The following is a 15,115-nucleotide window of genomic DNA, read 5'->3' on the forward strand; positions in this document are numbered from 1 at the left end:
CCAGCTCCAGTAGTAGAAGTTCCAGAGTACACAGGAGCAATTGGAACAGCAGGCGGCGATCCAGCTCCAGTAGTAGAAGTTCCAGAGTACACAGGAGCAATTGGAACAGCAGGTGACGATCCAGCTCCAGTTGTAGAAGTTCCAGAGTTTACTGGCGGAGTGAATGGTGTCGAAGCAGCTGTTCATGAAATCCCAGAGTACACAGGAGCTATTGGTACAGTAGGCGATGAAGCAGCACAAGTAGTGGAAATCCCAGAATACACAGGTGGTGTGAATGGAGCAGAAGCAACTGTTCATGAAATTCCAGAATACACAGGCAGTGTGAATGGAGCAGAAGCAGCTGTTCATGAAGTACCTGAGTTCACTGGTGGCGTTCCTGGTGGAGAAGGGACTACTCACCAAGTTCCAGAATACACAGGTGGTGTCAATGGATCAGAAGGAGCTATCCATGAGGTTCCAGAATTCAAAGATGAGCAGTCACAAATAGCTCTTGCTATGTCACAAGATAAGACCTACCAAGCACCTGCAAGTCATCAATACAAACTCCCAGAGACAGGCACTAAAGAAAATGCTGGCCTTGCAACAGCAGGTGTTGTAGGAGCATTACTTGGTCTCTTTGCAATGGGAAAGAAAAAAGAAGACGAATAAGATGATATAAAAGCATCTAAGTCATAGAGATTGGACCGAGAGACTAATCTCGACAATAAAAAGCGGACAAAACTAGTTTTCTGATAAACAGAAGCTGGTCTTGTTCGCTTTTTTCTCATGAATCAATTGCGAAAGAAGAAAAGTGAGAATTTTCTACAAAAACTCAAAAGCAAATTAGGGGAATTGCCATAGAAACAAGGTGAGAAAGGAAAGGCTATACTGACTTGGATTCAGCACATCTGAGGACTTTGAAAATCTCTTTAAAGTCTACAGGGATAAGCTTTCTTTCTCTCCTCAAAAGAGTTATAATAAAGATGAAAATAGGGATAGAAGAGGAGGAGATAGGATGGCTTATATTGAAATGAAAAACAGCTATAAGAGGTATCATACTGGAGATACGGAAATCGTGGCCAATCGAGATGTCAACTTCGAGATTGAAAAGGGAGAACTAGTCATTATCCTTGGGTCATCTGGTGCAGGGAAGTCAACCGTTTTAAATATTCTAGGCGGTATGGATACAAACGATGAAGGGCAAGTCTGGATTGATGGGACTAACATTTCTGACTATACCTCCCATCAGAGAACCAACTATCGTAGAGATGCCGTTGGCTTTATCTTTCAGTTTTACAACTTGGTTTCTAACTTGACTGCTAAGGAAAATGTTGAGCTAGCTTCAGAAATTGTTGCCGATGCCTTGGATCCTGAGCAGGTTCTCAAGGATGTAGGATTAGGGCACCGTCTGAATAACTTTCCAGCTCAGCTGTCAGGCGGTGAGCAACAACGGGTCTCCATTGCTCGAGCCGTGGCTAAAAATCCTAAAATTCTCCTTTGTGATGAACCAACGGGAGCTTTGGACTACCAGACGGGTAAGCAGGTTCTAAAGATTCTTCAAGATATGTCACGTAAGAAGGGGGCCACCGTTATCATCGTGACCCACAATGCCTCCCTAGCTCCTATAGCTGATCGGGTGATTCAGATGCATGATGCCAGTGTCAAGAGTGTTGTCCTCAATCCTCAACCACAGGATATTGATGATTTGGAGTACTAAGATGAAAAGAAAGACATATTGGAAAGACCTGCTCCAGTCTTTCACAGGTTCAAAGGGACGGTTTTTATCCATCCTAACTCTAATGATGTTAGGTTCTTTAGCCGTGGTTGGTCTCAAGGTTGCTAGTCCTAATATGGAGCGAACAGCTTGGGCTTATCTGAAAGATACTAATGCGGCAGATATGACCGTCATAGCAGATTATGGTTTAGATCAGGCAGACCAGGAAGAATTGCAAACTCTATCAGGAGCAGATGTTGAATTTAGTTATATGACAGATTTGACTCTGGCAAACAGTGAAGATGCCATACGGATCTTTTCAAATACTGAAAAGATTTCAAAATTTCAAGTAACGGAAGGGCGTTTGCCTGAAAAAGAAGATGAATTGGCTTTAGCTTATTTTTGGAAAGATCACTATCAAATTGGGCAAGTCATTCATTTGAGTCAAAAGAAGGGCAGCAATTCTCAGTTGAAGCGGGATAGCTATACCATTACAGGCTTTGTCCACTCTCCAGATATTTTCTCAAAAACGGATATGGGGAGTTCAGCCAGTGGAAATGGGAACTTAGCAGCCTATGGTGTCGTAACTGAAGCAAATTTCAAGAGCTCTGTTTACACGATTGCCCGCCTACGTTTTGCTAGCCTAACAGATGTCAATCCCTTCTCTAGTGATTACGAAAAGAAACAAGAGGAAGAAGAGGCAACTCTCAAAGATCTAGTTGCTGATAATGGTCAAGCGCGGCTAGAGAAAATGAAGAAGGAGGCTCAAGATTCCCTTGATGAGGGCAAGAAACAATTAGACGAGGCAGAGACCAACTTGACAGCTGGCAAGAAACGTCTACAGGAAATCGAAACGCGTCTACAAGCTCAAGAAAATCAAGTGAGCCAACTACCAGAACCACAAAAAAGTCAAGCATCTAGTCAGTTAGAAGAAGCAAAAGAACAACTAAAGCAAGAAAAGGAAAAGCTGAGCCAAGCCGAAACAGATCTTACTAAGGAAAAGGATAAATGGCAGGCTAGTCAGGATGAGGTCAATGCTCTAATAGAGCCAAACTATCATGTCTATAATCGCAAGAGTTCTCCTACTGGTCAAGGTTACCTCATGTATAGTAACTCGGCTATGAGTATTCGTGCCGTAGGGAATATCTTTCCAGTTGTTCTCTATGCCGTTGCAGCCATGGTTACCTTTACTACCATGACTCGTTTTGTAGACGAGGAAAGGACCAATGCTGGTATCTTTAAGGCTTTAGGCTACCATAGCAAGGATATCATTGCTAAGTTTGTGATTTACGGTCTGGTTGCTGGTACTCTTGGAACCCTTCTAGGAATTTTGCTTGGTCACTACATCCTAGCACCCACAATTTCGCATATTATTACTGAGCGAATGATTGTTGGAGAGAGTCAGCAGAATTTCTATTGGACCTATAGTTTCTTGGCTCTGGGACTAAGCTTAATAGCTAGCGTTTTACCTGCCTACCTTGTATCTCGCAAAGAGTTGCATGAAGAAGCAGCGCAATTATTACTACCTAAGCCACCAGTCAAGGGTTCTAAAATTCTCTTGGAGCGCATAACATTGATTTGGTCACGCTTGAGTTTTACTCAGAAGGTAACAGCCCGTAACATTTTCCGTTACAAACAACGCATGTTGATGACCATTTTTGGAGTTGCTGGTTCAGTAGCCCTTCTCTTTGCAGGGCTTGGGATTCAATCCTCTGTGGTTGGAGTGGCCGACAGGCAGTTTAAGGATCTGCAACAATACCAGATGATTCTTTCTGTCAATTCTCGAGCTTCAGATTCTGATAAGGCCAAGCTAGAGGAAAAACTGAAAAGTGATGAAGTTGAAAACTATCGTTTAATTTCTTCCAAACAGATTGAAGAAAAGTATGCTGGCAAGGCAGGTGTTCAAACTGTGACCATGATGGTAACGGATCAAGATGACCTGGATCCCTTTGTTCAATTAGAAAAAAATGGGGAAAAACTGGGCTTGTCTAACGGAGTTGTCTTGACTGAAAAATTAGCCCAGTTGGCTGGAGTTTCTGTTGGTGACAATTTTACAATCGATGGAAAAACCTTTAAAGTAGGTGCTATTACCGAGCACTATGTTGGTCATTTTGTATACATGAATCAGGCGACCTATGAGGAGATATATGGTCAAGCTCCCAAGATGAACACCTATCTGGTCCAACTTAAGGATAAAAGTGAAGGGAATACTGAAAGAGTTGCAGGAGAATTTATGGACCAGGCGGCTATCAGTGGCCTCGTTCAAAATGCCTCCACCATTCAGCTCTTTGAAAGTTTTGCCAATTCTCTGAATCATACCATGGCGATTTTGGTGCTGGTATCGGTGCTACTGGCTATTGTGATTCTCTATAATTTGACCAATATCAATGTTGCTGAACGGATTAGGGAACTCTCAACCATCAAGGTTCTTGGTTTTCATAACAAAGAAGTGACCCTTTATATCTATCGGGAGACCATCATATTGTCACTAATTGGAATGATTGTAGGATTGGTCTCAGGCTTTTATCTCCATCAATTTCTCATTCAGATGATTGCACCTGGAACCTTCCGTTTTCAACCGAAAGTCGGCTGGGAAGTGTATCTCATTCCAATTCTAGCTGTTAGTGTCATCTTGACCATCCTAGGAGTTTTTGTCAATCATTATCTCCGAAAGGTAGATATGCTTGAAGCCCTCAAGTCTGTAGAATAGTTGATCGAGGATAAAAACAAATAAGAAAGCCCTTTGTGGCTTTTTTATTTTCATAAAAATGGTAAAATAGTAAGAGTAGAAATGGAGTTCTAGATATGAAACGAATTGATCAATTTGAAAATAAGAAAGTATTAGTCCTAGGTTTGGCCAAATCTGGTGAATCTGCAGCTCGTCTTTTGGACAAGCTAGGTGCCATTGTGACAGTGAATGATGGCAAGCCTTTTGAGGAAAATCCAGCTGCGCAAAGTCTCTTGGAAGAGGGCATCAAGGTTGTCACTGGTGGCCATCCTTTGGAATTATTGGACGAAGATTTTGCTCTCATGGTGAAGAATCCAGGAATCCCTTATAGCAATCCGATGATTGAAAAAGCTCTAGAAAAAGGCATTCCAGTCTTGACAGAGGTTGAGTTGGCCTACTTGATTTCAGAAGCACCAATCGTAGGTATTACAGGTTCTAATGGTAAGACAACGACCACCACTATGATTGGAGAAGTTCTGACTGCTGCGGGGCAAAATGGACTTTTATCAGGGAACATCGGATATCCTGCTAGTCAAGTGGCTCAAACTGCGACAGATAAGGATACCCTTGTCATGGAACTTTCTTCTTTCCAATTAATGGGAATCCAGGAATTCCATCCTGAAATTGCTGTTATCACCAACCTGATGCCAACACATATCGACTATCACGGTTCTTTTGAATCTTATGTTGAAGCTAAGTGGAATATCCAAAGCAATATGACAGCAACTGATTACCTAGTATTGAACTTCAACCAGGAATTAGCTAAAGAGCTTGCGACAAAGACAAATGCGACTGTAGTACCATTCTCAACCCTTGAAAAGGTTGACGGTGCTTATCTTGAAGATGGTCTTCTTTACTTCCGTGGTGAAAAAGTCATGGCAGCTGATGAAATCGGTGTTCCTGGTAGCCACAATGTGGAAAATGCTCTTGCAACCATTGCTGTTGCTAAACTTCGTGGCGTTGACAATGAAACTATCAAGGAGACCTTGTCAGCCTTTGGTGGAGTCAAACACCGTCTCCAGTTTGTAGACCAAATCAATGGCGTTAAATTTTATAACGATAGTAAGTCAACCAATATCTTAGCGACTCAAAAAGCCTTGTCTGGATTTGACAACAGCAAGGTTATCTTGATTGCTGGTGGGTTGGACCGTGGCAATGAGTTTGACGAGTTGGTTCCTGATATTACTGGACTGAAAAAAATGGTCATCCTCGGCCAGTCTGCAGAACGTGTCAAACGTGCAGCAGATAAAGCTGGTGTGGCTTATGTCGATGCGACAGATATTGCAGATGCAACTCGCAAGGCCTATGAACTCGCAGAAGAAGGAGATGTGGTTCTCCTCAGTCCTGCTAATGCTAGCTGGGATATGTATGCTAACTTTGAAGTACGTGGAGATCTTTTCATCGATACTGTAGCGGAGTTAAAGGGATAATATGAAAAAAATAGTATTTACAGGTGGGGGAACGGTGGGACACGTTACCCTCAACCTTTTGTTAATGCCTAAGTTCATCGAAGATGGTTGGGAAGTCCACTATATTGGAGATAAAAATGGGATTGAGCACCATGAAATCCTCAAGTCAGGTCTAGATGTCACTTTCCATTCTATTGCAACAGGAAAATTACGTCGTTATTTCTCATGGCAAAATATGGTTGACGTCTTTAAAGTTGCGTTTGGAATCCTTCAATCGCTCTTTATCATGCTTCGAGTTCGTCCACAAGCCCTCTTTTCTAAGGGTGGATTTGTATCTGTGCCGCCTGTTATTGCAGCGCGAGTATGCAGAGTGCCAGTCTTTATCCACGAGTCTGATCTCTCTATGGGATTGGCCAATAAAATCGCTTATAAGTTTGCGACCAAGATGTACTCTACTTTTGAACAAGCGTCTAGTCTCACTAAGGTAGAGCATGTTGGAGCCGTGACCAAGGTTTCTGGTCCAGTTATGGAAGAACCTGAAGAAATGGTGGATATCCAAACTTACTTCGATAGTAAGTTACCAACCCTTCTCTTTGTAGGTGGTTCAGCTGGAGCGCGTGTCTTTAACCAATTAGTTACAGACCACAAGGAAGAGTTGACTAGTCGCTACAATATCATCAACCTGACAGGTGATGCTAGTTTAAATGAACTAAGTTCAAACCTCTATCGTGTTGACTATGTGACTGACCTCTATCAACCGCTCATGAATCTGGCTGATGTGGTCATTACTCGTGGTGGTGCCAATACTATTTTTGAGCTCCTTGCCATGGCTAAATTGCATGTCATTGTCCCTCTCGGACGTGAAGCTAGCCGTGGAGACCAGATTGAAAATGCAGCTTATTTCGTGAAAAAAGGCTATGCAGAGGAGTTGCAAGAGAGCGATTTGACCTTGTCAACTTTAGAAGAAAAGGTAAGCAAGCTTTTGACCCACAAAGAAGACTACCAGAGCACGATGAAGAATTCTCATGAATTAAAATCTGTGGCGGATTTTTATGCGCTACTAAAAAAAGATCTATCATAAGGAAAATCGATGTCAAAGGATAAGAAACAAGAGCCAACTCAAGGCAAGGAATTGTCAGAGTGGCAAAAACGAAATCAAGAATATCTTCAAAAAAAAGCTGAGGAAGAGGCCCAACTAGCCAAAGAAAAGGCCCAAGCAGATACCAATAAGAAAGAAGTTGCAAAAGCTCCGGAAGACGAAGAAACCACCTTATCAGAGTGGCAGAAGCAGAACCGTGAATATCTGCGCAAAAAGGCTGAAGAAGAGACCAAGGAAGAACAAGAGTCAGACTTATCTGAAGATACTGAGGCAGAAGAGACCTCAGATTCTAATCCTGAAGAGCAGAAGGAGAGTGCAGAAGACCAGTCCTCTCCTGAGAATGAGGAGGAAACTACTGAGACAGAACAAGTAGAAGAAGAGGACGAAACATCTGAAGAAACAAAAGTAGAAGAAAAGAGATCTAAGTCTAAGAAAAAGATTGCTAAGCCTTCTATTCCAAGTGTTCATATCTGGCGTGCTGTTACGATTCTAATCCCAAGTTTGCTTGTCTTGTTCTTTTCCATCTATCTTTTGACGCCATACTCAACTTTGAAAAACATAGAGGTTACTGGTACGGTAGAGACCAATGCAGACCAAATCAAAGAGGCTTCAGGGATTCGTGATAGTGACTATACCTTTGATCTGCTCCTCAATAAAGACAAGCATGCTGAGATGATTAAGTCCAATCACTGGATTGAATCTGCGAGCATTCACTATCAATTCCCGACCAATTTTACCATCCAGGTCAAGGAATACGGGATTGTAGCCTATTATGTTTCTGGAGAGGATCATTATCCGATTCTTTCTAGTGGGACGGTGGAAACCAGTCCAGTTAGCCTTGTTGATCTTCCAGAAACCTATATGTCCGTACTCTTTAACGATGAGCAGCAAGTCAAAAACTTGATTGAACAACTGGCTGAAGTCAGCCCAGAGATTAAGCAAGCTATCAAAACGATTGAATTGGCTCCAAGCAGTGTAACCAGTGATCTGCTCAAAATTACCATGTATGATACGGATGAGGTTTTGGTTCCTTTATCAGAACTAGGTAAAAAATTGCCTTACTATAGCAAGATTAAACCTCAATTAACAGTGCCAAGCGGTATTGATATGGAAGTTGGGATCTATAGTTATAGCTTGACGGATAAGGCTTTAGAAGAAGCAAGAATCAAAGCTAAAGAAGAGGAAAAGAAGAAGCAGGAAGAAGAAAAGAAAAAACAAGAAGAGCAAGGGAATCAAACTCAGAATCAAACACAAACTCAAAATCAAACAACCCAACAATCACAGAGTCGTTAAGCTTGAGATGATTCTGTTGACTTGATGATGAGTCCTGTTTTCTACAAGTTCAATTACTGTTTTTTACTTGACAAGTACAGCTTTAAATAATAGAATAGTAAAAAACCTTTAAAGCAGTCCAGAGAGGCAGCTAAGGTTAGACGGTGAAAGGGTGGATTCTACCCATTTTTCGTGGAACCTTGCTGTAGGCAGGTTCCTTTTTTCATGCTCTCTAGCTAACAAAGGTAAAAGGAGAAAAGTATGCGCGAATCTCGTCCAGTTATTGCTCTTGATTTTCCAAGTTTTGAGGCAGTCAAGCAATTTTTAGCTCTTTTTCCAGCTGAAGAGAGCCTCTATCTAAAGGTAGGTATGGAGCTCTATTACGCTACAGGCCCGGAGATTGTTTCTTATTTGAAAGACTTAGGTCATAATGTCTTTCTGGATCTCAAACTTCATGATATTCCCAATACGGTTAAGTCAGCCATGAAGGTGTTGTCTCATCTGGGCGTTGACATGACCAATGTTCATGCCGCAGGTGGTGTAGAGATGATGAAGGCTGCGCGAGAAGGTCTTGGGAAAGAAGCAAAATTGATTGCTGTTACCCAGTTGACTTCAACTTCTGAAGAACAAATGAGAGACTTTCAAAATATCCAAACCAGTCTTCAAGAATCGGTCATTCATTATGCTAAGAAAACTGCTGAAGCTGGATTAGATGGTGTGGTCTGTTCAGCTCAGGAAGTCAAGCTTATCAAAGAAGCAACAAGCAAAGATTTTATCTGCCTGACACCGGGTATTCGACCAGCAGGGGCTGCAGTTGGAGATCAAAAACGAGTCATGACGCCAGCAGATGCTTATCAAATTGGTAGTGACTACATCGTTGTCGGTCGCCCGATTACTCAAGCCACTGATCCAGTAGCAGCTTATCATGCTATCAAGGATGAGTGGAACCAAGACTGAAATTAAAGCAATAGATTATAAAAACAAAAGGAGAAAACCATGACACTTGCTAAAGATATTGCTAGCCATCTATTGAAAATTCAAGCCGTTTACCTCAAACCAGAAGAACCTTTTACTTGGGCATCTGGTATTAAATCACCGATTTATACGGATAACCGTGTGACGCTTGCTTATCCAGAAACTCGTAGCTTGATTGAAAATGGTTTTGTGGAAGCTATTAAGGCAGAATTCCCAGAAGTAGAAGTGATTGCAGGGACAGCGACTGCAGGTATTCCTCACGGTGCTATCATCGCTGACAAGATGAACTTGCCATTTGCCTATATCCGTAGCAAACCAAAAGACCATGGTGCTGGAAATCAAATCGAAGGCCGTGTAGCCCAAGGACAAAAGATGGTCGTTGTCGAAGATTTGATTTCAACTGGCGGTTCAGTTCTTGAAGCCGTAGCAGCTGCTAAACGTGAAGGAGCTGATGTTCTTGGAGTTGTGGCTATCTTTAGCTATCAATTACCAAAAGCAGATAAGAACTTTGCGGATGCTGGTGTCAAACTAGTGACACTTTCAAACTATAGCGAGCTCATCCACCTAGCTCAAGAAGAAGGCTATATCACACCAGAAGGACTCGACCTCCTAAAACGCTTTAAAGAAGACCAAGAAAATTGGCAAAATGCTTAAGGTATATAAAAATCAGGTAGTCACTAGGATTACCTGATTTCTTTTTGTGATTTCATTGAGTATTAGTCGACTTTTCCACCTTCAACAACTAGGTCATCTGCTTTAGCAGTATCACCGTAAGTTGGATGGAGTGTTTTTTCATAGGCTTTGTGGAAGAAGTTTTCCTTACCTAATTTTTCGATTTCTTGGTTGATGTAGTCGAGTAGTTCTTGGTTACCTTTTTGAACTGCTGGTGCAATCGTATCTGGGTCACCTAGAGAAGAAATTCCTACCTCATATCCTTTATTTTCAAGCGCCCAGGCTAGGACTTCAGTATTGTCAGTAGAGAAAGCATCTCCACGACCGTCAAGAAGGGCTTGGTAGGCATCGCTATATTGGTCGTATTTTTGAAGTTTTACTTCTGGGTGATTTTTCTCAAAGTAAGTTTCAGCAGTCGTTCCTTTTGTAACGATTAAGGTTTTGCCTTCAAGTTCTTTAACGTCTTTGATAACTTTATCTTTTGGTGACACAACACCGAGAGAAACTTTCATGTAAGGAAGGGCAAAGTCAACTTGTTTTTTACGTTCGTCAGTAACTGTGAAGTTGGCAAGTGTGATATCAACCTTGTTTGAAATCAAGTATTCAGCACGGTTGGCAGCATCGACAGAAACGTATTTGACCTTTACACCAAGGTCTTGTGCTAATTGATTACCTAGTTCGATATCATAACCTTGGTAAGAACCGTCGTTGTCAACATAACCAAACGGTTTCTTATCTCCAAATACTGCGATTCGAAGTTCCCCACTTTTCTTAATTTCATCAATGGTGCGAGCTTTGGCAGTTGCCTTCGTAGATGAAGCATCAGAGCTTCCGCCTGAACTACAAGCTGTGACAAAGATAAGCGCAAATGCTAGAGCGAAAACAGTTAGAATTGGTTTAAGTAGTTTCATAATAATCTCCTTTATTGATTATAGATATGAGCCAAACTGGCTAAAGTCAAAGACGTTTAAAAATTCTTGTGCTCGTTTGGTTTGTGGATTTGTGAAGAATTCTTGAGCAGTTCCTTCTTCAGCAATCTTCCCTTGGTCAAGGAAGATAATACGGTCTGCAATGGCTTGGGCAAACTGCATTTCATGGGTTACCAGAATCATGGTACGCCCTTCTTGAGCTAAGTCATTGATAAGTTCCAGAACCTCACGAACCATTTCTGGATCCAGTGAAGCCGTTACCTCGTCAAAGAGGATAATTTCTGGATGCATGAGAAGGGCACGAACAATCGCTACCCGTTGCTTTTGTCCACCAGATAATTGACGAGCAAAGCTATGTTGTTTATCCAACAATCCGACACGTTCTAGTAGTTGTAGGGCTTCTTCTGTTACTTCTTTCTTGTCGCGTCCTTGAGCCTTGATAGGGCCTAAGATAAGATTTTGAAGGACATCCAAGTGAGGAAAGAGTTCATAACTTTGAAAGACCATACCGATTTTTTGGCGAACCAAGTGAAAATCTTTTTTATTTTCAACGATGGACTGGCCATCCAGCAGGATATCTCCTCCTTGAATACTTTCTAAGCCATTGAGACAGCGAAGTAGCGTGCTTTTTCCACAACCAGAAGGTCCTAGGATGACGACCACTTCTCCCTTTTTAATATCTAAGGAAAGTCCTTGGAGGATAGGATTGTCTCCGAAGGATTTTTTTAGTTCCTTGATTTCTAAAATAGTTTCAGACATTTAATTCCTCCAATGTTTTTCTAAGTGAGTAGATAGTTTGGAAATAGGGAAGCAAACCGCGAAATACAAGACTAGGATGGTTCCATAAATCCAAAAGGAAGCTGTTGGGATCGTCAAACGATTGCTATCGATAATTTGTTGTCCAACCTTGGTAACCTCAACAACTCCAATCAAAACAACCAAGGAAGTCGTTTTAATCATCCGAGTGACAAGGTTGATGGCTTGTGGAAGTAATCTTCTCAAGACTTGCGGGATGATGATATGGTAGTAGAGTTGCACTTTAGTTAAACCAAGCGCTTGTCCGCTCTCAAACTGATGCTTAGGGAGGGAAGTGATAGCTCCACGAACCAAGTCTCCCATCTCAGCTGTACCCCACAGGGTAAAAACGATAATAGCAGAAGTCTCACCTGAGATATTGATATTAAAGTTTCGAGCCAAACCAAAGTAAACGATGAAGAGAAGCACTAGCTGAGGCATAATCCGGATAAATTCTAGATATAAGCGTGTCAAGAAGCGAATCACTCTAGAATGAGAAGTCATGATAATTCCCATCACCGTTCCGAAAATCATGGATAAGAAGACAGACAGGATTGAAATCCCAATCGTGACGCCCAATCCCTGTAAAATTCTCAGGAGATTATTTCCCTGAAAGAGTACTTGCATTCCCGAATCCTGCATGACGGAGCCTCCTTTCTATCCAACTAAAGACCAGTGAGATGGGTAGCAGCATGATCAGATAAGCAACTACCAACATAGCTAGCGCAATGTCTGTCTCATAGTAGAGCCCAATCAAGTCCTTGGCGACATACATGAGATCGGCCAAAGCCACTGCTGAGAAAACAGAGGTTTCCTTGATCAGGAAAATGACATTGGCACTAAAAGAGGGGAGTGCCACCGCTGTTGCTTGCGGAAGAACCACATAGCGAAAGACCTGTATAGGTGTCAGACCGATAGCTAATCCAATCTCCTGCTGGGTTTGACTGACGGCTTCCAGCCCACTTCGGAAAGATTCTGCCATATAGGAGCCTCCTAAAAAGACCAGTCCTAAAGTGGCACAGACTTCTGAAGATAGAACAATCCCGATTCGGGGAAGACCGAAGTAGAGAAAGAAGAGTTGAATCAAAAGGGGTGTATTACGTGACAATTCAATGTAGGCTGTCGCTACTTGCGCCAAAACAGGGATTCGATAATGTCGGATGATACTAACGATTAAACCGAGCAGAAAGGATCCCAAAATTCCCCAAACTGCAATATGCAAGGTCAGAAAGAATGCCTTTTGATATAGTGGTAGATATTGTTCAACAATGGACCAATCCAAAAATAGAACCTCCTATCTAGAAAGATTACAGTTATTGTAGCACTTAAAATCTTCTTTGGATAATATCTATTTTTTATTGCCGTTATAAGGATTTTTTATCATAGACATAAAATTTCTGAAATTTCCAAACAAAATATTTGAAAAGTTTTGAAAAAAGAGTTAAGATATTTTTGTAATATACAAAGTAAACGCTTACTTATTAAGGAGGGCATTTTATGTCATACAAAACAAGCAATGCAGAAGGTCATGTAGATTTCATCAATACCTATGATTTGGAGCCAATGGCGCAACAAGTTATTCCAAAAGCAGCCTTTGGTTATATCGCTAGTGGAGCGGAAGATACTTTCACTTTGCGTGAGAATATCCGCGCCTTTAACCACAAACTCATCGTTCCGCATACGCTTTGCAATGTTGAAAATCCAAGTACAGAGATTGAATTTGCAGGTGAAAAATTGTCTTCACCAATCATTATGGCGCCTGTTGCGGCGCATAAATTGGCAAATGAACAAGGTGAAGTGGCTACTGCGCGTGGTGTGCATGAGTTTGGTTCTCTTTATACAACCAGCTCTTACTCTACTGTCGACCTTCCAGAAATTACGGAAGCCCTTCAAGGGACACCTCATTGGTTCCAATTTTACTTTAGTAAGGATGATGGCATTAACCGCCACATCATGGACCGTGTGAAGGCTGAAGGTTATAAAGCGATTGTCTTGACGGCAGATGCTACTGTAGGGGGTAATCGTGAGGTTGATAAGCGCAATGGTTTTGTCTTCCCAGTTGGCATGCCGATTGTTGAAGAATACCTGCCAGAAGGTGCTGGTAAATCAATGGACTTTGTTTACAAATCAGCTAAACAACGCTTGTCTCCACGCGATGTAGAATTTATAGCTGAATACTCAGGACTTCCTGTTTATGTCAAGGGACCACAATGCCGTGAGGACGTTGAACGTTCGCTTGCTGCGGGAGCTTCTGGTATCTGGGTAACCAACCACGGTGGACGCCAAATCGACGGTGGACCAGCTGCCTTTGACTCACTTCAAGAAGTAGCAGAAGCAGTTGATAAACGCGTACCAATTGTCTTTGACTCAGGTATTCGTCGTGGTCAACACGTCTTTAAAGCCTTGGCTTCAGGAGCAGACTTGGTAGCTATTGGCCGCCCGGTTATCTATGGCTTGGCTCTCGGCGGTAGTGTCGGTGTGCGTCAAGTCTTTGAACACTTGAATGCGGAATTGAAGACAGTTATGCAATTGTCTGGAACTCAGACCATTGAAGATGTTAAACACTTTAAACTCCGTCACAACCCATACAACCCAACCTTCCCAGTTGACCCACGCGACTTAAAATTGTATTGATAAAAGAGATTGCCTCCACTTGATGTGGAGGTTTTTGCTTGTGTTTTATACTCTTCAAAAATCTCTTCAAACCACGTCAGCGTCGTCTTGCCGTATATATGTTACTGACTTCGTCAGTTCTATCCACAACCTCAAAACAGTGTTTTGAGCTGACTTCGTCAGTTCTATCTACAACCTCAAAGCAGTGCTTTGAGCAACCTGCGGCTAGCTTCCTAGTTTGCTTTTTGATTTTCATTGAGTATAAACACTTTTGAAATAAAGATTTTAAAAAAAGAGAAAGATTTGAATTTCATGGTTGACAAATGTAGATTTTAAGAGTATACTAATAACTGTAATCGACAAATGTAGATTTAGGAGGTGTGATGATGCAGATTTCAGATGCAGAATGGCAGGTCATGAAAATTATTTGGATGCAAGGAGAGCAGACCAGTACGGATTTGATCAGGGTTCTGGCGGAGAGGTTTGACTGGTCCAAGTCGACCATTCAGACTCTTTTGGCTCGTTTGGTTGAGAAAGAGTGTCTGACAAGGAAAAAAGAAGGCAAGTTCTTTGTCTATTCAGCCCTTTTAACTTTGGACCAAAGTCGGGATTTGCTTGTCCAAGATATCAAGGACAAGGTTTGTTCTCGTAGGATTAAGAACTTGTTGGCTGATTTGATTGCGGAATGTGATTTTACTCAGGCTGACTTGGAATACTTGGAAGCTGTGATTTCTGAGAAGAAATCAAGCGCTGTAACAAAAGTAAAATGTAATTGTATGTAAAGGAGACGTCATGTTAAATAGCATTGTAACCATTATTTGTATTGCCCTTATCGCGTTTATCTTGTTTTGGTTTTTCAAAAAGCCTGAAAAATCTGGACAAAAGGCCCAGCAAAAAAAGGGCTACCAAGAGATTCGAGTGGAAGTCATG

14 protein-coding genes and 1 pseudogene are annotated in these 15,115 nt (G+C 41.8%); 11 read left to right on the forward strand and 4 right to left on the reverse strand.

Annotated features, from left to right (window positions below; all coding sequences use genetic code 11):
• From RQ973_RS08505 to pyrE, 8 genes are all read left to right on the forward strand, one after another.
• On the forward strand, nucleotides 1–648 hold a 648-nt coding region (locus RQ973_RS08505; protein ID WP_311523656.1), incomplete at its 5' end, for an SIALI-17 repeat-containing surface protein.
• Between the two features lie 346 nt (nucleotides 649–994).
• Complete coding sequence (locus RQ973_RS08510; RefSeq protein ID WP_311523657.1) at nucleotides 995–1,696, forward strand: ABC transporter ATP-binding protein; 702 nt, start codon at nucleotides 995–997, stop codon at nucleotides 1,694–1,696.
• A gap of 1 nt (nucleotide 1,697) precedes the next feature.
• The gene (locus RQ973_RS08515) at nucleotides 1,698–4,403 is read left to right on the forward strand and encodes an FtsX-like permease family protein (protein WP_311523660.1); all 2,706 of its coding nucleotides are present in this window, start codon (nucleotides 1,698–1,700) and stop codon (nucleotides 4,401–4,403) included.
• Between the two features lie 95 nt (nucleotides 4,404–4,498).
• Nucleotides 4,499–5,851, forward strand: coding sequence for a UDP-N-acetylmuramoyl-L-alanine--D-glutamate ligase (gene murD / locus RQ973_RS08520; protein WP_311523661.1), 1,353 nt, complete (start codon nucleotides 4,499–4,501; stop codon nucleotides 5,849–5,851).
• Between the two features lies 1 nt (nucleotide 5,852).
• A complete protein-coding gene (locus RQ973_RS08525; protein ID WP_311523662.1) occupies nucleotides 5,853–6,911 on the forward strand; it encodes a UDP-N-acetylglucosamine--N-acetylmuramyl-(pentapeptide) pyrophosphoryl-undecaprenol N-acetylglucosamine transferase in 1,059 nt (352 codons plus the stop codon).
• Between the two features lie 9 nt (nucleotides 6,912–6,920).
• A complete protein-coding gene (locus RQ973_RS08530; protein WP_311523663.1) occupies nucleotides 6,921–8,222 on the forward strand; it encodes an FtsQ-type POTRA domain-containing protein in 1,302 nt (433 codons plus the stop codon).
• 240 nt (nucleotides 8,223–8,462) lie between these two features.
• Entirely contained in the window at nucleotides 8,463–9,158 is a 696-nt protein-coding gene (gene pyrF / locus RQ973_RS08535) for an orotidine-5'-phosphate decarboxylase (protein WP_311523665.1), read from the forward strand.
• Nucleotides 9,159–9,197: 39 nt separating this feature from the next.
• Nucleotides 9,198–9,830, forward strand: a complete 633-nt coding sequence (pyrE, locus tag RQ973_RS08540) for an orotate phosphoribosyltransferase (protein WP_000170888.1) — start codon at nucleotides 9,198–9,200, stop codon at nucleotides 9,828–9,830.
• A gap of 62 nt (nucleotides 9,831–9,892) precedes the next feature.
• Here the strand turns inward: pyrE and RQ973_RS08545 are convergent, their stop codons facing one another.
• The 4 genes from RQ973_RS08545 to RQ973_RS08560 are packed head-to-tail and all read right to left on the reverse strand — an operon-like array spanning nucleotide 9,893 to nucleotide 12,854.
• On the reverse strand, nucleotides 9,893–10,759 hold the full coding sequence (locus tag RQ973_RS08545; protein WP_311523668.1) for a cysteine ABC transporter substrate-binding protein: 867 nt from the start codon (nucleotides 10,757–10,759) through the stop codon (nucleotides 9,893–9,895).
• An 18-nt stretch (nucleotides 10,760–10,777) separates the two neighbouring features.
• Nucleotides 10,778–11,536, reverse strand: coding sequence for an amino acid ABC transporter ATP-binding protein (locus tag RQ973_RS08550; protein ID WP_049525881.1), 759 nt, complete (start codon nucleotides 11,534–11,536; stop codon nucleotides 10,778–10,780).
• On the reverse strand, nucleotides 11,537–12,214 hold the full coding sequence (locus RQ973_RS08555; protein ID WP_049509559.1) for an amino acid ABC transporter permease: 678 nt from the start codon (nucleotides 12,212–12,214) through the stop codon (nucleotides 11,537–11,539). It lies immediately after the preceding gene.
• Complete coding sequence (locus RQ973_RS08560) at nucleotides 12,174–12,854, reverse strand: amino acid ABC transporter permease (RefSeq protein WP_311523672.1); 681 nt, start codon at nucleotides 12,852–12,854, stop codon at nucleotides 12,174–12,176. Before RQ973_RS08560 ends, RQ973_RS08555 begins: the two co-directional genes overlap by 41 nt.
• Before the next feature lie 215 nt (nucleotides 12,855–13,069).
• On the opposite strand from RQ973_RS08560, the gene lctO reads away from it, so the two are divergent.
• The 3 genes and pseudogenes from lctO to RQ973_RS08575 all read left to right on the forward strand — a co-directional run.
• A complete protein-coding gene (lctO, locus tag RQ973_RS08565) occupies nucleotides 13,070–14,206 on the forward strand; it encodes an L-lactate oxidase (protein ID WP_000120723.1) in 1,137 nt (378 codons plus the stop codon).
• Nucleotides 14,207–14,571: 365 nt separating this feature from the next.
• A complete protein-coding gene (locus RQ973_RS08570) occupies nucleotides 14,572–14,967 on the forward strand; it encodes a CopY/TcrY family copper transport repressor (RefSeq protein ID WP_173213772.1) in 396 nt (131 codons plus the stop codon).
• Nucleotides 14,968–14,977: 10 nt separating this feature from the next.
• Nucleotides 14,978–15,115, forward strand: a pseudogene (locus RQ973_RS08575) (ATPase); the annotation flags it as partial.

Origin of the sequence: uncultured Streptococcus sp., from assembly GCF_963511325.1 — a bacterium.
Taxonomy (GTDB): Bacteria; Bacillota; Bacilli; order Lactobacillales; family Streptococcaceae; genus Streptococcus.